The sequence below is a fragment of the Nitrobacter vulgaris genome (genome assembly GCF_031453995.1).
Taxonomy (GTDB): domain Bacteria; phylum Pseudomonadota; class Alphaproteobacteria; order Rhizobiales; family Xanthobacteraceae; genus Nitrobacter; species Nitrobacter vulgaris.
On record NZ_JAVDPZ010000005.1, the window covers coordinates 135,003 to 161,701 of the forward strand.

Genomic DNA, 26,699 nt, shown 5'->3' on the forward strand with positions numbered 1-26,699 from the left:
AGGGTAGACAAGATGAGCAACTTTGACACGACAACACCGAACACCTTGAATCGGAACCAAGCCCCCGGTTCGACACACAACCTTAAGGAGGAGGTATCAAGGGCGGGTGGCGAGCTCAAACATCGCGCGGGTGAGACGCTGCGCACCTCGACCGACCTTGCGAGCGACAAGATTGAGGAAGTAGCGAATGCCGCCCAAGATGTTGTTTCAGAAACAGCCAAGCATCTGGGTAGCCGAGCTCATGAGCAGCAAGAGGCCGGCGCTGATTTTATCGGGCGCTTCGCCGATGATATTCGTAAAGCGGCGCGAGCCTTCGAAAACGACGTGCCGTTCGCGGCGCGCGGCATCGAATCAGCTGCAGACTATGTCCATGAGGCATCGGAAATGATCCAAAATGGAAGTTTCCGCGATCTTCTCGACGGTGCGAGCGATTTCGCGAGACGCCAGCCGGCCGCATTTCTCGGCTTGTCGGCACTCGCGGGATTTGCGGCGGTGCGCTTCCTCAGAGCGTCCGGAGAGCAGCGAGCTTCGTCTTCGTCACCTTCCTCACAGGGGCAAGAGTGATATGAGCATCCAAAACGATATCAAAACCAGCCAGAACGATTTCCATACGATCTCGAATTTGCTTGGGGATGCGCTTTCGCAATTTTCCAAGCTCTTCCAAAATGAAGTCGATCTGGCGAAGGCGGAACTGGGCGAAAAAGCGCAGGAGGTCCTTGCCGCGATGGGCCTCATCGCTGCCGGCGCCATCTTGGTGATTCCCGCTGTGGTGATGGCGCTGTTCGCATTATCAGCGGCTCTCATTGCGTCGGGTTGGTCGCAGACGCTCTCTTATCTTATATCAGCGGCCGTAGCGGCAGGGGTCGGCGGCGCACTATTCGCCGTCGGCATCAACAGGTTGCAAGCGGGACGCCTGGTGCCACATGAAACCATGGGGCAGCTCGAAAAAGACAAAGAAGCCATGAAGGAAATGGTGCGATGAGCAATGAGAATAAAGGATTTTTCGATAATCTTGTGGCGACGGCGAAGGGTAATCCATTAGCTGCCGTCCTTATCGGAGCCGGTACGTTTTATTTGTTTACCGGCAATCAAAGGGTGATGAATGCCGCAAGCGCGAAAGCGGCTTCGCCGAAAGATCTTCACCCTCTGGGTTCGCGTTCGCCTTTGGCGGCTCGTGAGCGATCTGCAACGGCGCCGCAAGGCCATGAATCGGAGGAGTCGGGATCAGTTGTAGGTGAAACGTTACGCGATGTGGGTGGTGCGGCCTCGAGCGCCGTATCTGGCACTACCGACATGATCAAAGATCGACTGCGCGATGGTGCCGACTATGTCCGAGAGAACATCGGCGGGCCTGGAGAAGAAGCGCTCAGAAAGACTCAGTCTTCATTGGCTGATTTATTTGAACGACAACCGCTAGTTCTCGGTATCCTAGGCTTAACCGCCGGGGCTGCTATGGCAGGAGCGTTTCGGACAACCGATCTAGAGAAAGATTGGATGGGCGAACTCAGCGACGAGGTTAAAGCCGATCTGACCACACGAGGGGGAGCGGTATCGCAAGGCCTCCATGGAGTCGCGGATAAGCTTCAAACGGAACTTGGCGAAGCGGGCTCCGAAGTAGTTGATCGGGCGAGGCAGACCGCCGCGCGGGCCGCAAACGCTGCACGGGAAGCCGCGAAGCTGTTTTGATCCTCTTGCGCTTTCCCGGTACGTGGCAAGCGCCACCCGGCACGGCTCCTTGATCCGTTCCCGCAGTCGTCTCGAAGTGCATCGCAATCGCTAGCCGACCACCAAATTCACCGTTGAATTGGTTTTTCGAACTTGGGAACTCACAATCGTTAATTCGACGCCTTCTTCGAGAATCTAATGCGCCGCTGCAACGCGCTTTGTATGCTAGCACGGCAACGGTCGAACTGGCCAATGGCCACGCACTTTGGGTTCTTTGCGAGGCCCGGTCTACGCTACTTGAAAGTCAGTGCTTTTATAAGTGTCAGTGGTCTGGCAATCCGGGCATGTTGCGCTAAAGTCTTGCTTAACAGCTGACGGGTTTGAAATCGAAATGTTTGCGCCGCATTTTTTGCAGGAAGCAGTGCCAGTGGATTTTCGAACCTTTGATTTTACTTTTCGTCCATGGAAGATCAGAATGCATGTTGAAAGAAACAGAGCTGCCGCACTTATAAGCCGGAGATTTGTTTCTATTTTGCCTTCGGCTTCATTTTGATTAACGGTTTCGAAATCCCAGCTGGCGTCTTCTGCGGCGCGATCGTGGTCAGGAAAGGCCTTGTCCCCCAATTTGGTCAGTTCTGCTTGCAGGCTCACTACCGCTCGTCTTAGGAGCGCGAGAGACATCGCTTTCCCCTCGTTTATCCATTCGACCACAAGTTCCACCGGCGGGCGCCCGCTGAGGTAAATCGGCCCATTGTCTAATCGGGCTGCGGACGCATAGTACTTATAATCGGATGTTTCCTTACCGAACGTTCTGGCCAGCGTTTTGGCAATTTTTGCCTGGAGGGCTCGAGTCTCATTCGCGCCGCGCGCTTTGACAAGCGAGCAATCGAACGCTTCCAGTTCGGATATCTGCCTTTGCAGCCGTTCAATCCCCTCCCGAAGCTGGTCAGGTCGGCGCTCGATTGGGCTAAGGGAGTTAGGATTTTCCATGTCGATTCCCAGCGTCGGACAGTGTCTCAACGGTATGGTCGAACGCTCCAAACGCGACAATATTTAATGGCGATCGGAGACAAATCGTTCCTAGAAGTGAAGACAATGACACATGCCCAAGGGCGCGCGCAAACTTGATAAAGTACATTTATCCGGACGAGGTTGAGGCACCTGCATCACCCGTCAGGAACAATCAGGTTTTGGGATGATTGTCGGTTCCGTAAGTCAACCGCACGGATTGTCGCCATGGCTCTCAGATATCCCTCGTTCAATCGCCGCGGGTTTGTGGGGCTCGCCGGATCGGCAGCGGCTTTCCTGTCGTGCGCGTGCGGCCGCGCGCACGCTCAGCAGCCTGAGAAAGGCGGCGGCATTCCGGGCGGGGAGAAATCCGCCAAGAGCACAATGCTCGGCGCGGGGGCGGACCTTTTGCAGAGCCGCGGCCCCGTCAGCGCGATCAACATGTACCTCAACGGCTTTCACTTCTATGCCGACGACATGGGCCGGCAGATCGAGGCGCATCATTATTGCAGCCACGTGACTGAGGAATTCTACCAGTGCGTCATTTACGACGGGAACGAGCCCCACTCCCGGCTCATAGGCATCGAGTACATCGTCTCGGAGCGGATATTCAAGTCGCTTCCCGAGGAGGAGAAAGCGCTATGGCACAGCCACCGCCACGAGGCGCTCGCGGGCGAGCTGCTGATGCCGGGAATACCGGCGACGGTGCAGCACATCGCCATGACTGCGCTCGTCTCCACTTATGGCAAGACCTGGCATACTTGGCAGATAGATAGGGACTCCAGTCTGCCTACCGGCATCCCGCAACTGATGATGGGCTTCACGGCGGACGGCCAGCTCAAGCCCGAGATGATCAAGAGCCGGGACAAGGAGCTGGGCACCTACACCTCGCAAGCGAAAAAGTCCCGCGAGGATTTGGCGAGCTCCGCGCCGCAGCCCGACGCGGCGGCCGACGCGTGGAAAGGCACGACGCAGCAGCTCGTCCTAACCAAGACGCCTCTTTTGAATAAGCGATAATGTGGGGAAAAGCACTGCGAACAGCGCGGGAGACAGCTTGGGTGGCTCGCCCAACTTAACACTCTGCGAGCCGACCGGCCCGCTAATCGGTATTGCTTTCGGAGAAAGCCATGTCAAAGAGCGATACATTACGGCATGGCCCTCCGGGAGAGAGCGCGGTGCATCTCTGCGTCGATATGCAGAGAATGTTTGCCGAGGGCACCGAATGGAAGATGCACTGGCTTGAGCGAGTCCTGCCGAACATCATCGCGGTCACATCCGTTCATCCTGAGAGAACTATTTTCACCCGCTTTATTCCGGCCGAGCAGCCGGGGCACGGCGTGGGGATGTGGCGGCATTATTACGAGCGATGGGCCTCAATGACTATCGACCGGATCGGGTCTGACATGATGGGGCTGGTCCCTGACCTCGCCGCGTTCGTCCCTCCCGGCAGGGTCTTTGACAAGCATGTCTATTCCCCTTGGACCGGAAGCGACCTTCATCAGCAGCTGCGCGGTGCTGGAATCGACAGCCTCATCATAACCGGCGGGGAAACGGACGTGTGCGTTCTAAGCACGATGTTGGGCGCGATCGACTGGGGCTTTCGGGTCATCCTCGTACAGGACGCGCTTTGCAGTTCGGCTGATGAAACTCATGACGCGATGATGAATATCTACATGAATCGGTTCGGAGAGCAGGTTGAGACCGTTACGACGGAGACTCTTCTTAAATGCTGGTAAACAAAATTTCACGAGCGGGGGGTCTCGCATTTCCTGCTGATCGACTTGCCAAGGAACTGGTAACGGTCGATCAGTCGGACTGGTTCGACGGCTTTCGCCGGCATCGGTCCGCCCCGAGGGCGCGTCCTTTGGTCAGTCGGCTCGGCCGAGAGTGGCGATCTCGGATCATGGAGCGTTGTTTGGACGCTCACCGGGGGCGCGGTCTAATGTCCACCGTAAGAGGAATGAAACAGCGCGGAGGCTTATCACTCGCCCGACTATAACATCGATCGGCGAAGCAGGGCGGTCCGAGCGAAACGGAACAGCACGGTCTGCCAATTCAGGTAATTGAGGGACTGAACGGTTAACGAAGCATGACGCGCTTTGTTAACTCAACTGGATAGCGGATCGGCAATGCTTTCGAGGGATTTGCCTTCTGCATCGATGCCCAACATTAGTTCCGCACCGGCAGCTGTCAACAAAAGTCCGGCAGCCAAGGCATACCCGGCACTGACGCGCCAAGCCGATCCGGATTCAATGAGCCATCCGAATAGAAGCGGCGATGTGCTTCCGCCAATGGCGGTGCCCAGTGCGTAGAAACAAGCAATGGCCAAGGCGCGAGTCTCGAGTGGGAAGATCTCGCTGACGGTCAGATAGGCCGAACTCGCCGCCGCGGAGGCAAAAAAGAAGATCGAAAACCATGCTATCGTCTGTGTCACCGGAGTGAGAAAACCGGCTGCGAATAGATAGGCGGTTATCAGCAGCAACAAACCACTGATTGCAAACGTTCCTGCGATCATGGCCTTGCGGCCGACGGTGTCAAACAGTGTTCCCAAAAACAGCGGCCCGCAGAAATTTCCTATTGCGAGCGGTAAAAGGTAGAGTCCTATTCGTTCGCTTGGGACGCCGTAGAAATGCGAGAGTACGAGACCGAATGTGAAGAATACAGAGTTATAGAGAAAGGACTGCGCGATCATCAAGGTAAGCGCCAGAATGCTCCGTTTTCGATATTTCCCAATCATGGACGATAAGATTAATCCGATTCCGAAGGATTTTTTGGGATGGACTTCGATGCTTTCCCGCGGGGCGGGCGGATACTTACCTGCGGCCTTTGCAATTCCCTTTTCAATTTCGGTGACAGTTTCCTCCGCTTTCTCGTTCTGCCCATGTGTCACAAGCCACCGCGGGCTCTCAGGCACGAAGCGGCGGAGCAACAAAATGCCCAGGCCAAGAATTGCTCCAATGCCGAAGCCGAGCCGCCAGCCGATATCCGGCGCGAATAGCCGCTGGTCGAGCAGAAATGGAACGGCGAGCGCTCCACCGGCGGCTCCAAGCCAAAAGCTGCCATTGACGACGAGATCGACCCGCCCTCGGTATTTTGCGGGAATGAGCTCGTCGATCGCGGAATTGATAGCAGCGTATTCGCCACCGATGCCGAGTCCGGTAATCATCCTAAAAATTGCAAAGCTCCAGAAATCCCAGGCGAATGCACTGAGAAGCACTCCACACAAATAGACGATCAAGGTTACGTAGAACACGAGACGCCGGCCGTGCCGATCTGTGATCCAGCCGAAGATAAGAGCACCAACTACCGCTCCCACAACGTAAAATGACGCGACGGCTCCGAGGTTGGCATTGGAAAGATGCAGGGTCTCGACGCTTCGGAGGGCCGGACCCAGCGAACCGACGATAGTGACCTCGAGTCCGTCAAGAATCCAGGTGATCCCCAGGCCGATGACGACCAGCAAGTGAAACCGACTCCAGGGTAGTCTATCGAGACGGAACGGGATATTGGTCCGGATCATGGGGAGAGATGATAGGGCTTCTGTCATTTTGGCTTCATGTCGATTGAAGTGGGGTCAGTGGCCGAATTAGCTTCACCAAAGGTAAGCAACGCGATGGCCATGCAGGAGTTCGATGGCCTTGGCCGGGCCGGCTAGACAGTGAAATCTCCATTACGCACCGAGGAATCGCAGACTGAACGTCCCCACACTAAGTGACTTGAAGCAGGCGTTGGAGCCACGGGCTTTTTCGGCTCCGTCTCGCAGCAACGTTCGCTGACCAGCTACCAGCAGGTACTTACCGTAAATGGGATTGGGTTAGATGTCGGTTCGTTCGTGCGGTGGCGGACCAGCCCCGTGTGTTTCAGTCGAAAAGTGTCAAAGCCCGCGAGGAGGATCCGGCGTCCGGCCCGACAGCACCCGTCCAGGTTCTCGGAGGGGCAAGCCGACAATTTGGCACTTTTCGGAAGGCACCGGGTTAATGAGACATGGAGGGCACTTCACAGAGCGACGATAACCTGCGGCAGGAACTCCGTCGCTACATCCGCATATTAGTCGACATCGGACGGCTGGTTAATGAGCATGCCGATATGAGCCGGCTCCTAGGGCAGGTTGTTGTACAAATCGCGCGCGCCGTGGAAATACACCATGTAAAAGTGCTTCAGTACCGCCCGCGCACCTCCGATCTTCTTATCGTGGCAGGGGTAGGTTGGAAGGAAGGGGTAGTCGGCAGCGCCACCTTATCTGCTGACCTGCGTTCACCCCCTGGACGCGCCTTTAAAACAGCGGAACCGGTGACTGTTCATAATCTCCCGGAGCAGCGCGAATATGTTTATTCGGACGTTTTGAGAGACCACCACATCCTTTCGTTATTGAACGTCCCTATCTTGATGAACGGAGCAGCCTGGGGAGTGCTGGAGGTGGACAGCACCAGATCGCGAGATTTCACAGAAGACAGTGTAGATTTTTTAACCGCCGCCGCTGCGCTCCTTGGAGCTGTGATTCATCCACATGCAGGTCAGGACTACGAAGCTCGCTTTGCAGCCGCCGCTGCTGAGGCTCAAAAGAGAGAAGTCCTACTGCGCGAAATGCAGCACCGTGTGAAGAACAATTTTCAACTGGTCCTGTCATCCATTTCCCTTCAGAAGCGTCGGCATCAAGGAGCGGAGGTTCAAAGCGCGTTAGATCATGTCGCGAGCCTTATCAACGCCATCTCGCTTGCGCACGATCAGTTGGCGCCGGGACAGGAAGGCCAAACGGTCAGGCTTTCCGATTATATACACGCGCTTTGCAGTGCGATCCGCCAGCAAGTCGAGGAGATCGAACTCCAGGTCGAATCCGATGAGCTGGAATTAAGCATCGACCGGGCACTGAGGGTCGGCCTCATTTTGAATGAGGTGGCGATGAACAGCATAAAGCATGCTTTCGGTCCGGATGGCGGCAGTATCAAGGTGCGCTTAGTTGGAGGGGTAGGCTTCGGTGAGGCCCGGTTGACCGTTTCCGATAACGGGCGGGGCATCCAAAAATCCAACGGAAATGGGTCCGGTCTTAGATTGATTACGTCTCTAGCCAGACAAATCGGAGGCGCCATCACTCAACAGAGCGGCAGTTCGGGCACAACAACTACGCTGATATTTCCGCTTATGAATTAATCGGACTTGGCTTAAAAAAAAGCCGAGGCTCCCATTTTCGCTGTTCTAATATCGCTATTACAGGCCCAACGAGCGGAGCGACATCAATAATGGTGAGCGCAATCGAATCGGTGCTCCCGTGACGATGGCTCGCCGAAACGCTTTTGGATTTGCTGCCGTCGAATGCTTCACATGCCAAAATAAGATAAGCCAGGACGAATCACTGATCCGTCGCACTGCTTTGCTTTCGAGAAAGCTTACGCAGCCCGGAGCATCTTTACGAATGGAACCGAGAAGCTAGCCCTTAATCATCAGGCGGCGGTTTGGATCGTGGGTGAACCAGCTTTCATTTCGAGCGTGGCAAGGGTTGCTGTGAGATTGTCACGTCGTATACGCAGCGATCGCGCCAGCGGCGGGTAAGCGATGCTGTTCGGATCAAACGATTTAGTTCGTTCTTCCTCCGCCTGTATCTCCAAATCCAGCTGTCGAAGTGTCCTATCAAGGTCGCCAATCAACGACGCTACCTGTGCCGCATCGAACATGCCGTCTGTCCCAGAAACGAAGCTTTGTGCCATTTGAGTACTCCTGACTGCACTGGTTTGAGACAAATTGCGGGCCCCACCCGGGACTCGATGACGACTTTGCAAGACAGCCGCCAAGTTGGTCGAGCGCGTAACCAATTGGTCGGGTCGGACATTCGACCAATAGAAGGCAAGAATTTTGGAACGGAGCCGGTCGGCATGACTTTGACTCGCGCGAGATCGCAGTCAGGGAGAGAACCATGAAGAAGATGATCGTTATGGCGGCGCTAGCATGCACGCTGGCTCTTGGTACCGCTCAAGTGTCGTTCGCGCAGGCCGGCGGAGGTGGTGGTGGGGCAGGTGGCGCCGGCGGCGGAAGTGCTGGAGCAGGCGGTGCTGGTGGTAGCGGTGCCGGTGGAAATACTGGCACGGGTGGAAGATCGGCCGGTACAGGCGGCATGACTGGCGGCGCAGGCACCGGCGGTATGAGCACCGGTGGTATGGGAAGCACCAATACTCCCGGCAGTTCGACCGACAGCGCGCCTGGACGACTCGGTCAGCCGCTGGGTGAACAAGGCTCGGGATCCACACGCTCACCGGGCCAAACGGGAACCGGTACGTCCAGCCCCTCCAGCCCGAGGTAACGCGAAAGACGCTCCCGAAAGATCGGGGGCGTCTCGCTTAAACGATAGGCATTTCAGCGATGGCAAGACAATGGACGACCGATGATGACCTGAAGCTCTGCCATATGAAGAAATGCGGAAAACCTATCTCTGTTATCGCTAAGGTTCTCTGTACTACTGAGGCGTCCGTTAGCAGCCGGTGGTACGCATTACAAAGATCCAGGTCCTCGGCAGATCTCGACTCAAATCGCCAGCCAGTCAGCCCATTACCTTCTCATCTCGAAACGTATCGCATTCGACGCAAGTGAGACTACGGGGGACTTATCCCTCCCAGCGGCAACGCCATGATTATCGATTTCACCGCAAACGGAGCGTTGGGTGGAGTTGACCCATCTGCTGCGGCAATGCCGTATATAGGTATCCTTGCCGCGAGGATACCAAGCGGCTTACAGGGGTGACGCCTTCTACAGCCGCACTATTGTCGGATACGCGGTTCGCAGCGTGGCCATCGACTACAATATCGATCGCGCGTAAAGGTATCGGCCATAGCGTGAAGCAACGGTCGTGGATCACTTCGGTGGCTGAAGCTCCGGCGAGTTGAACCAATTATAAAGCTCAGTGGCTTCATCGGCCTGCGCGATTTTCTTAAGCAGAACATCTTGCTCAGGCCCTGGCGCCATCGCCTCTGCCTGCTCCCGAACCTGGTCGGCCCAGGCTGCAAGGCGAGCCAGAAAAGTAAGTTGCTTCAAACCATGACGCTCGGCCATTGCCGCACCTCCACCGTTTGAACACCAGTGAAATTCTAACGTCGAAGAATACTTCGGGCGATCAAATTCTCATGGCTTAGTCACCTCGGGGGTGCGGTAGATCGTCTCGCTCAGCACACCGGGCTTTAAAGCCCTACGTTCGCCTGTCGGGTTTCCTTCCGTCCGATCGGCCAGGAACGTATGCTCGAATTCAAACTTGGTTGTCAGGACCGTATCGGAAAGGACCTCGGTGTAGAATGCGATGCTAAACGATCCGACGGTGATCATTCTGATGTATTTTATCTTGCCGCTTTGGCTGGAGGCAGGCTTTGCTGACTGGCTCTGTCACCGCGCGAGTGACATCGAAACGACAAGCGGTGCAAAAGAGTCACTGCTCCATCTTTTGATGTTCGCGGAGTTGGGTTTCCGCTGCTTGCCGCCATGTTCTTGGACATCAACGGTTTGATTATCGCCTTTATGATTGTGATGTTCTTCGTTCACGAAGTAACTGCATTATGGGATGTGAGTTATGCGACGACACTTCGCACGGTCACGCCTATCGAACAGCATATCCATAGCTTCCTCGAGATAATACCCTTGATGGCGATCGTCAGCGTCGTGTCGCTACACTGGCAACAGTTCCTGGCGGTGTTCGGCGCCGGATCGGAAGCGTTGCGTACTGACGTAAGCTGGAAGCCCGAACCGCTACCGATCCTTTGTGTCACCACCATTCTGAGCATGGTCCTGCTATTCAAATTGCTTCCCTATCTGGAAGAGTTTTGGAGGGGGTTGCGCGCCAATCGAGGCAGACTCGTTCCGACCATGACGAAGGACGCCAGTTCGGATTAGATCAACGCCTGCACAGGGCTGCGTGATCCGTCTCTGCCGGCGCGCAAGTGGCACGCTTAGTCTATAGCGATTGGGTCGTGCATGATGATTGTCTCCCACGACAAGCCGAGCTCCATTCTTTTGGCTTCTGCCTTTCTCGCGGCCGCTAGGACTTCGCCATCTTCAGACGAGCCGAGCATGCCAAGAATTTTCGAAAGTAACCTCAATCGTCCATCTTGAGGTGTTGCCGGCGCATGCTGCTTTCTTCGATTGTAATTTCTGGCTTCTCTCTGCCGCGTCGCCAAGACCCATTTGCCCTCAATACGGACCACCTTTCCCACAGCCTCCAACGTTCGGAGCGCACGATGAACCGATGCGATGATCGACCTGCTGCGAACGCCGTTGTTTAGCACCAAAGCCAGATCAATCGTAGAGAGGGAGAGGATCTGGTTAGCTGACAAGGCATCAAGCACTGCCATTTGAATAGCGCCAAAACCCCGCGACATGACAATCCTCCAAAGCGCTATTCGAGCAGCGCTTAAGCCCGACTAATGCCTGAAGTCCAGGTGCGTTCCAGTGTTTAGCAATTGGAATTCTGACCACATTCCAGGAACAGATCCCCGATGACCGACTTTTGTCGTGGGGCCGGAATTCTGCGGCAGCGGGACAGTCACCAGCAAGACCGCGGTGCAGTGCCCGCGCGGTTCTTAATCTTTCGTAGGACGAGGTCTGTACGAACGTATGGAGAGGGTCAGCGATGCCATCAAAACCATCAAATCCATCAGAACAAGAGATCCGTCAGCGCGCCAAAGAACTGTGGGAGACGCATGGCAAGCCTGACAATCGCGATGACGAGTTCTGGCATACTTCAGAACGGGAATTGTCAGGACTGCAGGACCGGGGCGAGGACCCGAAGGGAAGTCCGGACGATGCACCGACATCGTCCTAGGGGAGGTCACTTCCACCGCGCGAATGATGAGCGGCTTGCCACGTGTTGACTAGGAGTGTCAGCGGCGTTCACGCCGGCGGACCTCTTTTGTCGGTAATAAACGGTGGCTTCAAAATGCGCGGTGATATTTTGCACCATCGGAATCTCGAAACCGCTTCCCAAGAGACGCTGCTCGAGGCGCACGAAAGCATCGGACGGATTTTGGCTGAAGCCGACGCCAGGGCGGATGAGCATAACCCAATTCGCGGCAGTTCGGCATGGCGTGAACAATCCGACGCAATCATAAAGGTGATGCTCGCTCGAAGTATCCCGTTTGTCGCTGTAAATTTTGACGATCCCGGCGTACGTGGGCGACACTCGTCCGAGCACGCTTGACCGTCTCGAAGCATCATCGCCGCGGCTTATCTGAGGGAATCAAGATGACGGTCTGGAAATCGACCAATGCTGTAGCTGCTGTTAGCTTGTGTGTCAGTTCAATCCGCGGCGGCTCAAGGTCCTGAATTATGCCAATCCACCGGCTTGGTGGCTCTGCGGGAGCGCAATCCGGCGATTAAAGACATGACACTCGACGTCGAGGCATGACAGTCACGAAGGCTAAATCCAAGATCTAGGACACACCAAGACAGTCGTGGTCGGTGACGCCTTTATGGAAAACGGAAAACAAGACACAAGACGAACTTTCCTGTGCCTCATTGACGAAAACAAGAAAGTGCTTTTGACGTTCTTCACGGACAAGTAATGGTTGCGCTGGCTTGGCCTCCAGGCGCTCAGCCATCATTCCGTCGTGGAATTAGATTTCGGATCGCCCCAGTAAGCTATCCCCAAAGCGGGCAAACAACGCGGCTGGTCCTCGAAAAATCTCGACGCATCCGGCGTCGATTAATGCCTTTTCCGGAAAGCCGCCGCAAAGCACACCGATAGTAGCTACGTTGGCCTTCGCGGCTGCTTCGGCATCATAGGGCGTATCGCCAATCGCGATGGCATCCAGTCCTTGGATGTTAAGTTTCTTCAAGACGGCTTCGAAAACATCCGGCGCCGGCTTTGATTCCTCGGCGTCGTCCGAACAGACCGCAACATCTACCAGATCTACGATTTGCGCGATTTCAAGAAAATTATCGAGCTCATCCCTCTTGGCGGATGAAGCGACGGCAATTTGAAGTCCAGCCTCGCGCACGCGGTGCAACAGTTCAGGAACCGCCGAAAAGGGCCTGATAAACGGCAGATATTTATCCTTGAAATGATTGCCTCGCCATCGTGCCAGCTCTTCGCCGTAATTACGTTGTTCGTCGGCGGACAGGAAGACAGGAATGAGTTTGTCCCCGCCCTTGCCAATCTGGCTGCGGACGTTTTCGAAGTGCACGGCATGGCCGAATTTGACCAAAGATTCTTGCCATGCGAGCGCGTGCAGATCGACTGAGTCGAGAAGCGTACCGTCTAGGTCGAAGATAGCGGCCTTAGGCAATTAATATTCTTCCTGATCAAAAGAAGCGGCAACGCTTAGTCGCCGATAGCTCCCGTTAGATGGAGCAGCTCATCGATTGGTTAGGTTCGCTCTGGAGGATCTCGCTTTTCATCCGGATTTGGAATGGGCCTCTCGCCAGGCAAATCCGGCGATGGTGGCTCTTTGATCTCCGGAATGAGGTCGGGCCGGGAGAAGAGGGCGGCATAGGATTTGGCATATCTGGGATTTGATTTCCTGGTGCTGAATGCATTTGTCACCTCCACGTGCTCAAACTATCTCTCGGCGGTATCGTTCCGCGGGTTCTCACGCTAGGTCACTCCGAATTGGCGATGCTTCCACTGGAAAGTGCAAATCGGCAAACTGCGGGTATGCGCGGTCTCTCATCTCTTGACTGGTATTGGGGCTTAGTGGGCACGGGTACGAAGATAGCGGCTGGTCGTGCTGTCGTTGAGCGAGTGGCGTCTGTCAGTGAGAACGTGAAGTACGGCCTGTTCATCCCGAGCGAAATTGGTGACGGGCTCATCGGAGGCCGCCGTATTCTCTTCGACAGTCTAGAGCAAATGCCAAATGAGATGCTCATGAGGCTGGTGGAGTCAGGCATCACGCGAGATATCGCGGGACCTTCCCGAGGTATGCCGCCTACCTGCTGGCGTAGTACGGCATAAGTTCTCGCCAATTATAAAGCTGAGTGCGCTGTGGGCACATTGCCCAGGCCGCAAGTCGGTCTCGACCGATCCGATCGCTATGACTCGCTAAGGAACTGACTGCGGTTTACGAACGTTGCTCCCTCACTATTTGCCGTGAGAAGCCGTCGTCGTGCTGGAGCGCCAGATAATCGGGGTGGGTTGACTACTATGCAAATAGCAAGCGTCATTCGACGCCTATCCATCCCCGGCCGATTCAGGCTTCAAGATCGTGCAATCGCACGGCGCAAGGTTCGCACTGCAATGAAGAGGCATCGGTTTCTCCTCGCAGTTGTTGTCTGGGTCGGGTTCGGACTGGTATGCCTGATCGGTGAAAAGGCCCATGCCGACGTGTCGGCGGCCGCCGTCAAGAAATGGCTCCGTGAACACATAGCGACCTGCGCCGACGTGCGAACTGTGGTCGCTGCTGTAGGTGAGGCAAAAAGCTGAAGCGGTAGCAAAAGCGGCCGGCGTGTCTGAGAATCAGATAGCGCGGGCGAAGCGGTGTTTGCAAAAATAAAGGCCGGGTCTGATCACCTGAGGCACCTGCATAGAAAAGCCTTCCACTACGGGGGCGGGCTACAGTTTTAGAGGTGTCGATGAGCCGTCAGAGAATACAGTGCGCACGAGATAGGTTCCGAGAATACTGGAACGATTTCTGGCTGCGCCTCTTACTTTGTACCGCGATGGCAAACATGATGGAGGTGAGGGTATGACTAAGCAGTTTGCATTGGCTGTGATAGGCTTCGGTCTCGCTCTTGGATGCTCTCAAACTTCATTCGCCCAGGGCGACAATGTCGACGGTGGGGCGCATCCGCGCACTGGTGTGCCCACTGCGGGAGAGCAAGGCGCTAACTCAGCATCCGGTTCAGCCACGGGACACAACAGGATGATGGCTCCAAGGAATGGGAAGGAGCCCGCAAGCACGTCGATGCATCGCAATAAGCCCAACAAGAAAATGAAGAATAACACTTCGGATCAATAGATATTCACGCTTTATTCTGAGTGATATATCGGCAGAAGAGCTCGCGTTCGGGTGAAGCCCGCTCTCTTCAACAGCCGGAGCGGCCTTCTCCTTTTTCTTCGCCATGAGCCTTATCGTAGCACGCGGCCCTGATCCTATGGCCCTTGCCGTCGACGACGCGGCCGCGCTCGCAGATGAGCCTGTTGTACACGACGGAGTTGAAGACGCGGGTTGGAAAGCACGACACAGTGTCGCAGTCGGGGCATCGCTTGCCGCCGGCTCGTTAGCGCTGCTTGGTTGAGAAGTTATCGAATTCCATACCGAGATTATTGCACGCTCCCGCTCCCCTATCGGGCAGGGATCCCGCTTCAAGCGGGAGAGGGGATGGCCGGGACGCTGCTAGTAGGGTAGGGAAGTGGTTCGTCTAGCCGAGATGAGGTGAGAGTTGCGTATCATACTTGTCCTCCTGTGGGGCATGCTCATGGGCTCCTGCAGCCCATCCGGGTCCGGCGAAAATCCGTGGGCGGGGTATGCGACCCATAAGGAAACGGGCCGGCTAGCATGGCGGCCGGTGAGCAAGGCCCGCTACGGCGCCTGCATCGATGCGACGCGCTGGGAAATGTCGAGCGAGAGCGCCGGCGCGGCCTCGTATCGTCCGCCCCTGGGTTGCGGGTATTCGGGCAACCAATACTGGCGCGTTTGGCTGGTGAACCAGTTGGCGGCCAATATGGACGACTTCGAATGCATTGCGCGCTTCTCTGACAAGGCTGCTGCGGCAGACGGCCATCGCTACAGCCCCGTGCTCAATGGTTTCCCGCGCGAGACCGAAAGTTATCGATGCGAGTAGTGCTTAGTCTTCCCACCCTTGCGGCCCGCCTTCGCCGCTCGCTTCGGACCATGTGCGAAATTGCCCGGTTGTTCTTCTTGCCCTGCGCCCGTCCGCGATAAGCGAGAAATTCTGATACGGCTCTAAAGAGCAAGTACGATCCGAACCATAGCGCAAAATACCAGCCATCTGCGTAAACGAGAAGAATACTGAAGACGCCAGAGCCCGCGAATTCGAAATTTGTTCTGGTGCGCCGAGTGAAGAAGTCCCGCATGCTAGTTATCCCAGCGGGTAATCCTGCGGCCCATGCCATCCTTGCAATTGCCGCACAGGATAGCGATCCAGTCGACTAAGACCCACGGCCCGGATACCAGCATGCCGACGACCGTGATCGAGAGCACGAGCTGAGCGATCGCGGTGCCGGTCTTACCGAATTAGAAGCCGTGCGCCCCGAACATGCCCAGGAAGAACGCGAGCAGGAAAGTGACCAGGCGCGACTTGCGGCTTGCCGGCGAGTAGAAAACGCCCGGCCAGCTAGTGTCCGAATACTCGGTTGAATGCATAAACTAGGTGAGATCAATTCATAAGCGCCCTGCGAACCTTAGCGCCTGTATAGCACTCACGACCGCTCGTTAAGCGCGAGCATGGGGATAAGCGTCGGGAGAGGGGGACAGAGGCCGCAGCGGCGCTTCGAGATCTGTCACGGCGAGCGTGAACCGGCGCCTCGCAGGTTGCTATTGATGACAAGGCGCAGCATGATGCCCCGACTGCATACCTCAGGAGGGCGAGCAATATGACTAGCATCGAGACAAGCTGGGTTGTCGGTATTGCGCTCATCGTGGTGCTGGTCCTAATTACTGCTAGTGGGCGTGGCACGCATTATAAGCCCACGAGCCCGCCGGCAGCCTCAACGCAAACGCAGCACTAGTAGGCGCAAAAGAAAACCCCTTAGCTCGCGGGCGCGGACGGCTTCCCTCGGCACTTAGCTCTTAGTCTAAGCCGACGCTTTGCGCGCTATCACCGTTTCTTTCGGAACGGGATGATGCGGCACTTGTCCGGCTCATTCCGCCTTTCATCTTCCAGCGCCTTTTCTGGGTCCCGCTTGGGTTCCGGCGGCGGGAAGTTCGAGCTGCTGTTATCGCTGCCCATTGCAAGGTCTCCTTTTCGCTGATGGCAAGAACATGGGCGCCTCGCGCGCGTTCCTAAGGGGCCGCATCCGCGACAAAAGCACGCGCCAACCTACGGTGGTAAGCCGCATGCGATGCGAATTGAACTTTGCGCGCGCTCGCGCATTACCGGCGCACACGAAGCATGGAGAGTTCGATGTCAAACCCGAACGACAAGGTAGACCACAGCTCGAAGGCGCCGCTGAAGTCCGATATGAAGGCCGGCGTACAGCCCAACCAGCAGCCGGGCGTGAAGATTCCGAAGAAGGATGATGAGAAGGACGAGAAGAACAAGGGCGAGGGGTCCTCGGGCACCGGCGAGGGCGAGAGCTACAGCTGATTGGTTCGCGCGCGAATTGGCCGCCGGCTCCGCAAGAGCTGGCGGCTTTGCTTTGTCACTGCGGCCCGACTAGCAAACCGCGGCGATGGGAACGACTGAGACGAGCTTCCTCCTGCTGTCGTACACGCTGACGCTCCAGCCCCTGACCGCCAATTCGGGCATCCGCTCGAGCATCTCGCGCGCGATCTCGCTCCCGAAGCTGACCGCTTGGTGCTCCGACTCCCACGGGACCTCGATGAGGTCCGATTCGTACTGGGAAAGGTCCGTAATGCTGTAACTGAAGGTCGCCATCGCCGCAGACTGAATGCCTTCGGATTCCGATCGTTCCATCGGCGCCGGCTGACAGAATGACGCAGGCGCGCTTGCTAAAAAAAGAAGGCCAAGCGGCCCTCGGGTCTTCTTCGCCATTGCGTTCCTGCTGTCGCGGATGCGGCCGGCCTCTTTGTGGAACGCGGCCATGTCCCGCGACAGGTAGCCCTTGGTGTGCGAGCTCTCTATGTCGGAGAAGGTGCTATCGAGCTGCATGATGAGGTCCTCCAGCCGCGTGACGTACGCGCGGTTGATGCGGGGCACGTCAGTATTCCGAGGAACGTGCTATCGTGAGCACGCGGACCGTCTTCGCTTCGTCCGCCGGGTCCTCGCTCCCGTGCTCCATGTTGGGCGCGTAGTAGTCGATCTTGCCGAAGTACGTTTCGCCGTCCACCTTGACGGACACGAAGTCATGCTCGCCGTGGGGGTCGTTGTCCCCGTTGAACGGGCCGAAGAGCCTGACGGACGTCAGCACCCCGTTCCTCCTGTTCGTCGGCACAGCGCGGCCACCGTCGACATCCCATCCACCCAATGGTGATCGCATTCCCCATCGCCTGCTTCGTTTTCGCCTTCGCTTCAGACATCGCCTTCTACGCGACCTCAAATGAGTTCTGGGCGACGTCCTCGTTCTGGCTCCTCAGCGTTGGGCTCATTACGGCCGCGGTCGCCGCCGTAACCGGCCTTGTCGAAGTGTTTGGCGACAACCGCGTCCGCGACCTGTCCGACACGCGGGTGCACGCAGTCAGCAACGGCATCGCGCTGCTGCTCGCGCTCTTTAACTGGTATTCGAGGTTCGAGCATGGCAGCTCCGCCGTAGTGCCGACTGGCATGGTCCTCTCGGGCATCGTCGTCCTCGTGCTTATATTCGCCGGCTGGAAGGGCGGCGAAATGGTGTTCCGACACCGCGTAGGCGTGGCCGACTAGAGGCGAAGCTTTTCCAAGCAGCCTTGCATGCATTCAAGCGATGAAACCCCCGTACTGCGGGGGTTTTCATCATTTTGTCTCAACCCTGCCAATCGCCTCGCAGAGTTTATGTTTGTCAGCAGAATGGCGCGCGGCAAGAGATGAAAGAAGCAGCGAACCGGGCGCGAAGCTTAGGAACGAGAGACTTTTAACGGAATTATTCTGCAGGCGGCGGCGGTCTCCTGCCGGCGGCTGGCACGGTCCGGTTTCTTTTTATGCACCCAGGAGTTCGGACCGTGCCTCACGTGGTCCTGCATGACCCTTCGCAGCGCTTCCGATAACGGCGCGCGGAACGATCGCTCGCTGAAGGTGTTCAACTTCTGACTGAAGCGGAGAAAGCTGCATCCGCTTAGCACAAATCTCGGGAGAACTGACATGGCAAGAATGGAAGACGGACATATTGTCGAGACTGCGATGGAAGCGCGCGGCGCGGAGCGCGGCCCCACTGTACGCAACGTCCTGGTTGCGGGCACGGCTCTGGTGATCGCGGCCTTCGTGGTCGTCTACATCGTGTATTTTGGAGGCGGACAGTGATGGGACGCGGACTCCTGCTCTGGCTCGTTGGCGTGCCGATACCCGTAATCCTTCTGCTGTGGCTGTTCTTCGGCCGCTAACTCCCCCGACAGAAAATTGCCCGCCGCAGCGGCCTTTTGCCGTACGAAAACCAAAACGCGGTCGCGAGGGCAGTTAGTCTTCTTCAAATCACAAAGGAGAATTCCATGGTTATTGAAGGAAGAGAGACAAGCACAATGATCGGCAGCGATAAGGTGGAAGGGACCGGCGTCTACGGCCCCGACAACCAGAAGATCGGCGAGATTGAGCGCGTCATGATCGAGAAAACGAGCGGGCGCGTGTCGTACGCGGTTCTCGGCTTCGGCGGCTTCCTCGGTATCGGCAACGACCACTATCCGCTTCCATGGGATAGTTTGAAGTATGACACTGAAGTTGGAGGGTACCGGATGGGTGTCACCGCGGACCATCTCGAGAACGCTCCGAAGTATCAGGACGAGAGCAGCTGGAATTGGGACGAGCCTGGCCGCACCAAATCAGTCGACGACTACTATGGCCCCCGCGTTACTCATTCGGCGCTCGGATAAACAAGAAGCCCCGCTTTTGACCTTAGCAAGCTGAGCCGGTATTCGCCAGCTCAGCGAGGACAAGACTAGTTGGAAAAAGGCCTGCTTTCCGCCGGCTGACAAGCGCCAGCAGCGGCTGCAGATCAATTACCGTTTTTGGCGCTATAAATCATCCCACTCCCCACCTCCCATTCAGCAGCCTTTATTCCTTGACTTCGCCAAGTGGTCCTATGGCAGGAGCATTGATCGGACATCCATCCACGCTGAACATCGAGCCGTGACAAGGGCAATCCCAACAAGTCTCGAAACTGTTGAAGTGCAGGTGGCAGCCGACATGGCTGCAGGATGCGGAGTTGAGATGCAGGCCGCCATTAGAGTCGCGGTACGCGGCAAGCTTTTCGAGGCCGTGCCGGACGATTGCGCCATGCCCGGGTTTAAGCTCGTCGAGTGAGCCAATTTCTCCCGGCGCAACGTATTCAGCAAAGCTTCTGATCGCTGTTATATTTTCCGTAACAAAGTTTTTTGCCGCTTTGAGCGGAATTCGGCCGGGCGCATACAGATCCTTCCATGGATGATCTTCGCCGAGAATAAGACCCGTGTTTAGCATCGCGCCCATGACGCCATGGGTTAATCCCTGGCCTGAGTCGCCCATAGCGACATAAATATTGCTGCCCCCGGGATCGCGGCCGATAAAGCCAGCATAATCGACTGTTTCCAGCACCTGCCCGGACCAACGATGGGTCTCTTTTTTCAGCGCCGGGATCAGGCTGCGCGCCCAAGCCTCAAGCTTTCCAAAGCGAATGTCAGCATCATCTGCCGTTGCGCTCTTATGGTCTTCACCACCGACCAACACAAAATCGGTTTGTCCTGGGCCCGGCTGAAGCCGCACGTAATGATAAGGATTTTCCGTGTCCCAGTAGAGCGCATCGGGCAACACTCCGCGTTCGATTTCAAACGCCATGACATAGGTTCTATACGGCGCGGTCTTGGTGTGAATGGCGAAGCGGTCCGAGATCGATGAGTTGGTGGCGACAACCGCGTGCTTTGCGCGAATAACGCCCCGGGCCGTCTTAACCGTGACGATGCCGTCTTTCTCCCCGACTTCTCCAACCGGACTGTTCGCGAAAAAGGTAACGCTGTTCTCTTCACAGGCCTTCGCCACCCCCGCGAGGTATTTGAGCGGGTGGAAAGCCGCCTGTCTCGCATAGCGCAAAACATAGCGGTTCTCGCATCCGTTAAACGGCATACCTTTGAGCCGGTCCACTGGCGCTCCGACCTCGCGGACCGCGTCGAGCTCCTTTTCGATGATGTCGGCCGGCATACCGCGACCCTGGAACAGGTAGCCATCCAGCCTTCGGAAATCGCAGTCGATGTTCTCATTTTTCTGAATCTCTTCGATACGGTTCACAGCTGCTGCCTGGCTGTCGCAGAAGAGCTTTGTGGCTTCGAGCCCCTTGAGACTGACCATCTCGCTTACGAGATCGTCGCATAAAGGTGCCAGGTGCGCGGATGTCCGGGACGTCATACCACCCGCAATGCGACCGCGGTCGATCACGATAACCGACTTACCGCGCTTGCAGAGTTCGTAGGCTGTTGAAATGCCGGCAATCCCTGATCCTATCACTGCAACATCGCACTCTGTCTCCCCAACCAGCGATTCGGCGGTAGGCATTACGTCAACATCCATCCATATCGAGGTGCTGGTCATGAAAACTCCCAAACGTTGAAAACGTCCGCTCTCCTGTCAGAGTTCCAATTGAGGGGCCTCATCCTTGACATCCTTCAGCCGACCGAGAATCGCGGTCTAATCGTTCAGGACGCTCGCGAGCTTCAGCGAAGGCCAAACGAGGCATCGCAGCTAAGCTCTGGATACGCGTTGGGACCAGGGGACAAGTGAGCCGGCTTGTCTCGGCGGTTCTCGGCGGCCGCTCCCGCCCCGGGATTGCATATGTGATCGTCCCCATCGCAAGTCTTGGAGCGAAGTTGTTCGCGTGATAAACGAAGCATCTGAATTCGAACCCAGAGTCATTCGCGGTTGCCGACATGTGAAAGGCTCATGTCACGAATGTTCACGCTAGTTTTTCGTCCCCGAAAGACTGGGCCGGTCGCATGGCGGTGATACTAACAAGCTCGGGCGGAATGAGACGTTTCCACGGGAGACCTCCATTTCACAGACCGCAGAATGCCTCAATCCAATGACTGATCAGAGTGTTTGCGGAGCGCCTAAGGTGTCTGCCATTCGTGCGCCACGCATCCCCATCGGTTTCGGTTTGCCGGTCGTGGTATCGAACGTCGTTTGATGCTCCATTTCCGCGTCCAACTCTGCCCCCAGCAAGATCAGGATCGCCGAGATCCAAAGCCAAGTCATGAATCCGACGGCTGCGCCGAGCGAGCCGTAGGTTTCGTTGAACTTGCCGAAATTCGCTGCAGGGCCGAAGCGGCAAGCCAGGCCAGCGTAGCGATGGTGCTGCCCCAACTGATCCACCTCCAACGCGGCGTTTGCCGGCTGGGGCCAAATCGATACATGCACGCCAGGACGAGCGCCAAGCCAACAAACATGGCCGGCCATCTCATGATACGAACGAGGAAATCGGCGGCATCCGAAAGCCAAAGATAGTTCAGGAAAATCGGGATAACCACAACGCCGCCGAGCGCAGCAAGGATGAATGCGATGCCTGCGATCGTGAACGTCAGTGATATCGCGTTGAGCTTGATATAGCCGCGCTTTTCCTGCTCGCCATAGATGATGTTCAACGTATCGAACATTGATTTCATTGCGGCGTTCGCGCTCCACAGGGAAACGGAAAGCGCGATCATGAAGGTGAAGCCAAGACTCTGAGAACTCTTCGAACTTAGCCGCGTGAGCTGTTCACGCGCCACATCTATCGCGCCGCTCGGCACCACGCTGGACAACTCATCGAGATGTTTCGCGATGCCGATGGGATCGGAAAACAGGCCATAGATGGCGACAAGCGCCGCGAGGGCAGGGAAGATTGCGAGAATGCTGTAATATGTTACGCCAGCGGCCAAGGACAGGATGCGATGCTCGCCTATATTCGCATACACCCGGAGAAAAATGTCCTTCCATCCTTTGACGGAGATTTCGGAAGGAGATTGTGCGTGGCGGCCGCGATCGTCGGCCTCGGCCGCGAGAGTTCCAGGCGATACATTCCGGCGTGATGCGCCAAGCGGCGGCTTCTTGTTGTTTTGCGTAAAAGACCGCTTCAGGACAATGATAGCCAGGATACCGAACATTGTCGCGACGAGCCCTGCTTCGCTGTCCAGCAATTGGTTAGATCTTCGCTCTGAAACAGCCATCAGTGGCTCACTGTCACTCAGATTAGCTGGATTTTTTCTTTGGGACTTTCTGGCCTTTGCTGCGTGCCTTTGAAAGGCCGATGGCGATGGCCTGCTTGCGACTCTTCACCTTGCCGGCCTTGCCGCTGGGGCCGCTTTTCGTCACACCTTTCTTATAGCGGCGCATCTCCTTTCCAACCTCTTTTCCGGCGCCTTTCGAATAGCGACGCTTCTTGGTGGTCTGCTTAGATGGCTTGGTCGACTTCTTCGGGGTCTTCGTCTTTCTTTTTGAGGCTTTCGTCTTCTTTGCCATGGCCATCTCCAACTGATGCATTCGAGAACAATGCGGGGAGGAGACGTGCGGTTCCTGCAATGAGAGCCGCGGAAAGCTGCCTATATGGAACGGGTAACCCCCGAGCAGGGCCGGAGGTAAGCCAGCGGCTCTGATCAACTGATTAGGAGCGCATTTATAAGCCCGTCCTGGCCTCCCAACTTCCGTTTGGAGGCTTCGTTCTTTCTGACGGGATCTCAAGCCGCACGCTCATCGTCCAATGGGGCGTTAGGAACGTTCTGAGAAGCATGCAGTTGCCGAATGCATGCACCAGGAGCAGTTTATGTCGGACAAGAACGGATTAGCGATTATTACAGGCGCATCAACCGGTATCGGCCGGGAACTGGCGCGGTGTTGCGCGACCCATGGGTTCAGCTTGCTGATCGCCGCCGACGAGTCTGCGATCGAACAGGTTGCTAATGACCTGAGTACCGGTGGCGCTATGGTCGAGGCCGTTCAGGCTGATCTTGCTTCGGAGGATGGTATCGACAAACTTTATGCCGCAGTGAAGGGACGACCTGTCAGCGCGCTTCTCGCTAACGCGGGGATTGGGCTCGGCCGTTCATTCCTCGATCAGGACTATGAGAGGGCACGGCGCGTGATTGACACAAACATCGTGGGAACGACGTATTTGATCCATAAGATCGGGAACGACATGCGACGGCGCAATGCAGGCCGCATCCTGATCACAGGTTCAATCGCCGGCTTCGTACCTGGCAGTTTTCAGGCTGTTTATAACGGCAGCAAGTCGTTCCTCAATTCTTTCTCGTTTGCCTTGCGTGAGGAACTGAAAGATACGGGCATAACGGTTACTTGCCTCATGCCGGGCGCAACAGACACTGAATTTTTCAGGCGGGCTGACATGATGGATACCAAGGTCGGGACGGAAGAGAAGGATGATCCGACCGATGTTGCTAAGGCTGGCTTCGAGGCCATGATGAAGGGTGAAGGGGATGTCGTGAGCGGCTGGAAGAATAAGCTGCAGTCGTCCCTGGCGAACATCACGCCAGCTGAGACACTGGCGGAGCAGCACCGCAAAATGGCCCAGCCCGGTACGGCAGAACATTGAGCGAGACCTAGACGCTGGCAAAAGGCGGTGGCGATGAAGGCGTTGACTTGGCATGGCAAGAGCGACATTCGTTGCGAGAGCGTCCCCGACCCCGCCATTCGAGACGGGCGTGATGCAATTATTCGCGTCACCGCCTGCGCTATCTGCGGTTCTGATCTTCATATTTTCAACGGCATTATTCCGACGATGGAAAAGGGTGATGTCGTCGGTCACGAAACCATGGGAGAAGTTGTCGAGGTCGGTCGCGATAATAAGAAGCTGAAAATTGGCGATCGCGTGGTGGTGCCTTTTACCATCTCATGCGGTGAGTGCTTTTTCTGCAAGCGTGGCTTCTACTCCGGGTGCGAGCGGTCCAATCCGAACAAGAAGAAAGCGGAGGAGATGTGGGGCCATTCACCGGCCGGTTTGTTCGGGTACTCGCATCTTCTCGGCGGCTTTCCCGGCGGGCAGGCTGAGTACATGCGTGTTCCTTACGCCGACGTCGGTCCGATCAAGGTTCCAGATGGGCTCTCGGACGAGCAGGTTCTATTTCTATCCGACATTTTTCCGACAGGATTTATGGCTGCGGATTTTTGCGAACTAAAAGGTGGTGAGACGGTTGCAGTGTGGGGGTGCGGACCGGTCGGCCAGTTCGCCATCAAAAGCGCCTTCCTCCTTGGCGCCGAACGTGTCATCGCCATCGATACTGTTCCGGAGCGATTGCGGTTGGCTGAGGCTTCCGGTGCAATCGCGCTCGATTTTAGGAAAGATGATATTTACGATCGCATCCAGGATCTGACGGGCGGTCGAGGGGCAGATGCTTGCATCGACGCGGTTGGTACCGAGCCCGACACTGGGTCTGGGTTCGATGCAGTCGTTGACCGCATCAAGGTGGCGACTTTCATGGGGACCGATCGCCCTCACGTGCTTCGGCAAGCGATCCAATGCTGCCGCAATTTCGGCGTGGTTTCAATTGTGGGCGTTTACGGTGGGTTCGTTGATAAGATACCCATGGGATCGGCGATTAATCGCGGCCTCACATTCCGAATGGCTCAGACCCCGGTTCAGCATTATCTTCCTCAGCTTCTCGATCGCATTCAACAGGGCGAGATTGATCCCTCATTTGTAATCACTCATCGCGCAACGCTTGCCGACGGACCGAAGCTCTACGAGACGTTTCGCGACAAGGCCGACGGGTGCATTAAAGTGGTGCTGAGGCCATCTTGAGCTCTACCCGCAGATTGCAACTATTGCTTACGTTCAGGACTCAAAGAGATCAAACCCAGTCAGTGCAAATTTTGGTTTCACTACTAGATCCTGTCAGAAATCCGAACCCGCCGCGAGGCAAACGTCGGCGGAGGCGCAAGGATCCGCTGGCGTTTCATTCTGACCTCTGCCGGCGACGAATTGGATCTTACCGACGAGGTCGAACGTTGAATGTCTGCTGATGCCTCTGGATAAAGCACAAGTGGAAACCACCGAAGAATATCTGGATAGGAAACGAAAGGAGATTGCGCTCCTCAACAATTGCCTTACTAGGCCTCTGTGTCTCGGACCGCCCCGCTCGCCAAACGACGTCGTTGAGCAAAAATTTCAGCTTACGGCGGCACTGCGGGCTCAGCACGACTTTGGTAACTGGAGAGCGACAGAGACATCCTGGTCGCACAGGCCATGTGTCGCGGGTCCATTCGAGTTCAACTATGATTACCAGCGCGCGGACCTCGGCGTAGACGGTCCCTCTTTCTATGAATTGGACGAGATATCTGTAGCCTCGACAATATACACCGCGTCTGGGATGGCTGCGATCACCGCGCTCTTGCTTGCTACGAGTCACGTCTGGCGCAAAGCAGACATCTTGATCTCACCGGGCTCGTACTCAGAAACGATTGAATTGATCCAAGGGTATGCACGTCATTTGCGGACCGTTGAGCTGACGGATGAGAATCTCGTCAGACAGCAAGGGTCGCCGAAATTTCTTTTGCTCGATTCTTGTGTACCGGCCTGGTCCTTTAAAGCCGCGCTTTATGCTCTGAATTCCTCGGTCGACCTTTTGATTTTCGACACTACCTGCTTTGCCGGCGGCTCTGCAATGATGCGGCGCGTTTTGCGACAAGCAAAGCGGTCGGACATTCCTGTCGTGCTTGTTCGGAGCCATACAAAACTGGACTCGCTGGGGGTAGAGTATGGCCGCCTGGGGTCGATTGCTTTTATAAACGCCGAAGGCCGTGCTTGTGGGTCGGAACTTCATCGGCTGTTCATCGAAACCCAAACAGCGGTAAGGCTATTTGGAGGGGCTGCGCTTCCCGACCATTTTCCCCCGTATGTTGGAAATCCACCTTTCCGATCATTGACGCGCTGGAGGGTAGCATCAATTCTGAGCAACGGCCGCCGAAGTTCCCGTTATTTCCGTACGGCTCTCAATGGTTCGGAAGCGGAGCTCCGGTTTGTTCACGGCCTCTATGTTACTTTAGGTTCCGAGCGACTTGTTGATGAAGCTGCCGCCCGTAAAGCCGCCACCGAGATGAGTGGACATCTCGGTCAAGCTGGCCTTCCTATCCGTCACGCGGGAAGCTTTGGTTTTGATTTTGCGACAACGGAATGGGCACAAGACACAATTGCCAAGAGGTATGTCGTTCGTCTTGCGGTGCCAGATTTGCCGACCGTCCTGTGGGACGATCTGACCAAAGCGATTTCTCAATGGTGGCGATCCAACCAACTTGGAAGCGGATAGCCGTCTCAAGTATCTCAAATGGGGCGGCTTGCGCCC

Annotated in this window: 30 protein-coding genes and 2 pseudogenes; 18 read left to right on the forward strand and 14 right to left on the reverse strand. The window is 56.3% G+C overall.

All coding sequences use genetic code 11. The features are described 5' to 3' along the window. Positions 1 to 12: 12 nt before the first annotated feature. Genes GGQ85_RS04755 through GGQ85_RS04765 form a run of 3 tightly spaced genes read left to right on the forward strand, consistent with a single transcriptional unit; the run spans position 13 to position 1,686 of the window. A complete protein-coding gene (locus GGQ85_RS04755; protein WP_309773584.1) occupies positions 13 to 564 on the forward strand; it encodes a hypothetical protein in 552 nt (183 codons plus the stop codon). Position 565: 1 nt separating this feature from the next. Beyond that, complete coding sequence (locus GGQ85_RS04760) at positions 566 to 982, forward strand: phage holin family protein (protein ID WP_309773585.1); 417 nt, start codon at positions 566 to 568, stop codon at positions 980 to 982. Then, a complete protein-coding gene (locus tag GGQ85_RS04765) occupies positions 979 to 1,686 on the forward strand; it encodes a hypothetical protein (RefSeq protein ID WP_309773586.1) in 708 nt (235 codons plus the stop codon). The genes GGQ85_RS04760 and GGQ85_RS04765 overlap by 4 nt, the downstream gene beginning before the upstream one ends. A 267-nt stretch (positions 1,687 to 1,953) precedes the next feature. On the opposite strand, the gene GGQ85_RS04770 is transcribed toward GGQ85_RS04765, so the two are convergent. Next, positions 1,954 to 2,655 (reverse strand): hypothetical protein, encoded by a 702-nt coding sequence (locus GGQ85_RS04770; RefSeq protein ID WP_309773587.1) that lies wholly within the window; start codon positions 2,653 to 2,655, stop codon positions 1,954 to 1,956. Between the two features lie 246 nt (positions 2,656 to 2,901). Between GGQ85_RS04770 and GGQ85_RS04775 the strand changes: the two genes are divergently transcribed. After that, positions 2,902 to 3,690, forward strand: coding sequence for an OBAP family protein (locus tag GGQ85_RS04775; RefSeq protein WP_309773588.1), 789 nt, complete (start codon positions 2,902 to 2,904; stop codon positions 3,688 to 3,690). A gap of 110 nt (positions 3,691 to 3,800) precedes the next feature. After that, the gene (locus GGQ85_RS04780) at positions 3,801 to 4,409 is read left to right on the forward strand and encodes a cysteine hydrolase family protein (protein WP_309773589.1); all 609 of its coding nucleotides are present in this window, start codon (positions 3,801 to 3,803) and stop codon (positions 4,407 to 4,409) included. Between the two features lie 371 nt (positions 4,410 to 4,780). Here the strand turns inward: GGQ85_RS04780 and GGQ85_RS04785 are convergent, their stop codons facing one another. Beyond that, on the reverse strand, positions 4,781 to 6,220 hold the full coding sequence (locus GGQ85_RS04785) for an MFS transporter (protein WP_309773590.1): 1,440 nt from the start codon (positions 6,218 to 6,220) through the stop codon (positions 4,781 to 4,783). Between the two features lie 437 nt (positions 6,221 to 6,657). Between GGQ85_RS04785 and GGQ85_RS04790 the strand changes: the two genes are divergently transcribed. Beyond that, complete coding sequence (locus tag GGQ85_RS04790) at positions 6,658 to 7,821, forward strand: sensor histidine kinase (RefSeq protein WP_309773591.1); 1,164 nt, start codon at positions 6,658 to 6,660, stop codon at positions 7,819 to 7,821. 290 nt (positions 7,822 to 8,111) lie between these two features. Here the strand turns inward: GGQ85_RS04790 and GGQ85_RS04795 are convergent, their stop codons facing one another. Next, positions 8,112 to 8,375: a hypothetical protein gene (locus GGQ85_RS04795; RefSeq protein ID WP_309773592.1), complete on the reverse strand. Its 264-nt coding sequence runs from the start codon at positions 8,373 to 8,375 to the stop codon at positions 8,112 to 8,114. 206 nt (positions 8,376 to 8,581) lie between these two features. Here GGQ85_RS04795 and GGQ85_RS04800 point away from each other — a divergent pair, with 206 nt between their 5' ends. Then, positions 8,582 to 8,965, forward strand: coding sequence for a hypothetical protein (locus GGQ85_RS04800; protein ID WP_309773593.1), 384 nt, complete (start codon positions 8,582 to 8,584; stop codon positions 8,963 to 8,965). Between the two features lie 548 nt (positions 8,966 to 9,513). Here the strand turns inward: GGQ85_RS04800 and GGQ85_RS04805 are convergent. Beyond that, positions 9,514 to 9,711: a hypothetical protein gene (locus tag GGQ85_RS04805; protein ID WP_309773594.1), complete on the reverse strand. Its 198-nt coding sequence runs from the start codon at positions 9,709 to 9,711 to the stop codon at positions 9,514 to 9,516. A 420-nt stretch (positions 9,712 to 10,131) separates the two neighbouring features. Between GGQ85_RS04805 and GGQ85_RS04810 the strand changes: the two genes are divergently transcribed. Continuing rightward, on the forward strand, positions 10,132 to 10,539 hold the full coding sequence (locus tag GGQ85_RS04810) for a hypothetical protein (RefSeq protein WP_309773595.1): 408 nt from the start codon (positions 10,132 to 10,134) through the stop codon (positions 10,537 to 10,539). A gap of 56 nt (positions 10,540 to 10,595) precedes the next feature. Here GGQ85_RS04810 and GGQ85_RS04815 read toward each other — a convergent pair whose 3' ends face one another. Next, the gene (locus tag GGQ85_RS04815) at positions 10,596 to 11,024 is read right to left on the reverse strand and encodes a hypothetical protein (protein ID WP_309773596.1); all 429 of its coding nucleotides are present in this window, start codon (positions 11,022 to 11,024) and stop codon (positions 10,596 to 10,598) included. A 251-nt stretch (positions 11,025 to 11,275) separates the two neighbouring features. On the opposite strand from GGQ85_RS04815, the gene GGQ85_RS04820 reads away from it, so the two are divergent. Further along, complete coding sequence (locus GGQ85_RS04820; RefSeq protein WP_309773597.1) at positions 11,276 to 11,467, forward strand: DUF2934 domain-containing protein; 192 nt, start codon at positions 11,276 to 11,278, stop codon at positions 11,465 to 11,467. A 790-nt stretch (positions 11,468 to 12,257) separates the two neighbouring features. Here the strand turns inward: GGQ85_RS04820 and GGQ85_RS04825 are convergent. After that, positions 12,258 to 12,929, reverse strand: a complete 672-nt coding sequence (locus tag GGQ85_RS04825; protein ID WP_309773598.1) for an HAD family hydrolase — start codon at positions 12,927 to 12,929, stop codon at positions 12,258 to 12,260. Positions 12,930 to 13,876: 947 nt separating this feature from the next. Between GGQ85_RS04825 and GGQ85_RS04830 the strand changes: the two genes are divergently transcribed. Continuing rightward, positions 13,877 to 14,062, forward strand: coding sequence for a hypothetical protein (locus tag GGQ85_RS04830; RefSeq protein WP_309773600.1), 186 nt, complete (start codon positions 13,877 to 13,879; stop codon positions 14,060 to 14,062). 418 nt (positions 14,063 to 14,480) lie between these two features. Here the strand turns inward: GGQ85_RS04830 and GGQ85_RS04835 are convergent, their stop codons facing one another. Beyond that, positions 14,481 to 14,702 (reverse strand): hypothetical protein, encoded by a 222-nt coding sequence (locus GGQ85_RS04835; RefSeq protein WP_309773601.1) that lies wholly within the window; start codon positions 14,700 to 14,702, stop codon positions 14,481 to 14,483. A 319-nt stretch (positions 14,703 to 15,021) separates the two neighbouring features. Here GGQ85_RS04835 and GGQ85_RS04840 point away from each other — a divergent pair, with 319 nt between their 5' ends. Then, positions 15,022 to 15,423 (forward strand): hypothetical protein, encoded by a 402-nt coding sequence (locus GGQ85_RS04840; protein WP_309773602.1) that lies wholly within the window; start codon positions 15,022 to 15,024, stop codon positions 15,421 to 15,423. Here the strand turns inward: GGQ85_RS04840 and GGQ85_RS20810 are convergent. Continuing rightward, the gene (locus GGQ85_RS20810; RefSeq protein WP_374708846.1) at positions 15,408 to 15,539 is read right to left on the reverse strand and encodes a KGG domain-containing protein; all 132 of its coding nucleotides are present in this window, start codon (positions 15,537 to 15,539) and stop codon (positions 15,408 to 15,410) included. The two genes, GGQ85_RS04840 and GGQ85_RS20810, sit on opposite strands and share 16 nt — an antisense overlap. 880 nt (positions 15,540 to 16,419) lie before the next feature. Then, the gene (locus tag GGQ85_RS04845) at positions 16,420 to 16,551 is read right to left on the reverse strand and encodes a hypothetical protein (protein WP_309773603.1); all 132 of its coding nucleotides are present in this window, start codon (positions 16,549 to 16,551) and stop codon (positions 16,420 to 16,422) included. A gap of 174 nt (positions 16,552 to 16,725) precedes the next feature. On the opposite strand from GGQ85_RS04845, the gene GGQ85_RS04850 reads away from it, so the two are divergent. Next, the gene (locus GGQ85_RS04850; protein WP_309773604.1) at positions 16,726 to 16,908 is read left to right on the forward strand and encodes a hypothetical protein; all 183 of its coding nucleotides are present in this window, start codon (positions 16,726 to 16,728) and stop codon (positions 16,906 to 16,908) included. Between the two features lie 69 nt (positions 16,909 to 16,977). On the opposite strand, the gene GGQ85_RS04855 is transcribed toward GGQ85_RS04850, so the two are convergent. Then, positions 16,978 to 17,481 (reverse strand): hypothetical protein, encoded by a 504-nt coding sequence (locus GGQ85_RS04855; protein WP_309773605.1) that lies wholly within the window; start codon positions 17,479 to 17,481, stop codon positions 16,978 to 16,980. Between the two features lies 1 nt (position 17,482). After that, entirely contained in the window at positions 17,483 to 17,761 is a 279-nt protein-coding gene (locus GGQ85_RS04860) for a DUF3768 domain-containing protein (protein WP_309773606.1), read from the reverse strand. Between GGQ85_RS04860 and GGQ85_RS04865 the strand changes: the two genes are divergently transcribed. The 3 genes from GGQ85_RS04865 (at position 17,749) to GGQ85_RS04875 (ending at position 19,277) form a co-directional block, all read left to right on the forward strand. Then, the gene (locus GGQ85_RS04865) at positions 17,749 to 18,141 is read left to right on the forward strand and encodes a DUF2231 domain-containing protein (protein WP_309773607.1); all 393 of its coding nucleotides are present in this window, start codon (positions 17,749 to 17,751) and stop codon (positions 18,139 to 18,141) included. The genes GGQ85_RS04860 and GGQ85_RS04865 overlap by 13 nt on opposite strands. A gap of 414 nt (positions 18,142 to 18,555) precedes the next feature. Further along, entirely contained in the window at positions 18,556 to 18,714 is a 159-nt protein-coding gene (locus GGQ85_RS04870; protein WP_309773608.1) for a hypothetical protein, read from the forward strand. Between the two features lie 185 nt (positions 18,715 to 18,899). Next, positions 18,900 to 19,277, forward strand: coding sequence for a PRC-barrel domain-containing protein (locus tag GGQ85_RS04875; RefSeq protein ID WP_309773609.1), 378 nt, complete (start codon positions 18,900 to 18,902; stop codon positions 19,275 to 19,277). A 181-nt stretch (positions 19,278 to 19,458) separates the two neighbouring features. On the opposite strand, the gene GGQ85_RS04880 is transcribed toward GGQ85_RS04875, so the two are convergent. The 3 genes and pseudogenes from GGQ85_RS04880 to GGQ85_RS04890 form a co-directional block, all read right to left on the reverse strand. After that, positions 19,459 to 20,964: an FAD-dependent oxidoreductase gene (locus GGQ85_RS04880; protein WP_309773610.1), complete on the reverse strand. Its 1,506-nt coding sequence runs from the start codon at positions 20,962 to 20,964 to the stop codon at positions 19,459 to 19,461. A 495-nt stretch (positions 20,965 to 21,459) separates the two neighbouring features. Continuing rightward, positions 21,460 to 22,574 (reverse strand): annotated as a pseudogene (locus GGQ85_RS04885) (YihY/virulence factor BrkB family protein). A 28-nt stretch (positions 22,575 to 22,602) separates the two neighbouring features. Beyond that, a pseudogene (locus tag GGQ85_RS04890) lies at positions 22,603 to 22,788 on the reverse strand (DUF6496 domain-containing protein); the annotation flags it as partial. Between the two features lie 379 nt (positions 22,789 to 23,167). Between GGQ85_RS04890 and GGQ85_RS04895 the strand changes: the two are divergent. From GGQ85_RS04895 to GGQ85_RS04905, 3 genes are all read left to right on the forward strand, one after another. Continuing rightward, positions 23,168 to 23,953: an SDR family NAD(P)-dependent oxidoreductase gene (locus GGQ85_RS04895; RefSeq protein WP_309773611.1), complete on the forward strand. Its 786-nt coding sequence runs from the start codon at positions 23,168 to 23,170 to the stop codon at positions 23,951 to 23,953. Between the two features lie 33 nt (positions 23,954 to 23,986). Then, the gene (locus GGQ85_RS04900) at positions 23,987 to 25,159 is read left to right on the forward strand and encodes a zinc-dependent alcohol dehydrogenase (RefSeq protein ID WP_309773612.1); all 1,173 of its coding nucleotides are present in this window, start codon (positions 23,987 to 23,989) and stop codon (positions 25,157 to 25,159) included. Positions 25,160 to 25,727: 568 nt separating this feature from the next. After that, a complete protein-coding gene (locus GGQ85_RS04905) occupies positions 25,728 to 26,663 on the forward strand; it encodes a hypothetical protein (protein ID WP_309773613.1) in 936 nt (311 codons plus the stop codon). Positions 26,664 to 26,699 lie beyond the last annotated feature (36 nt).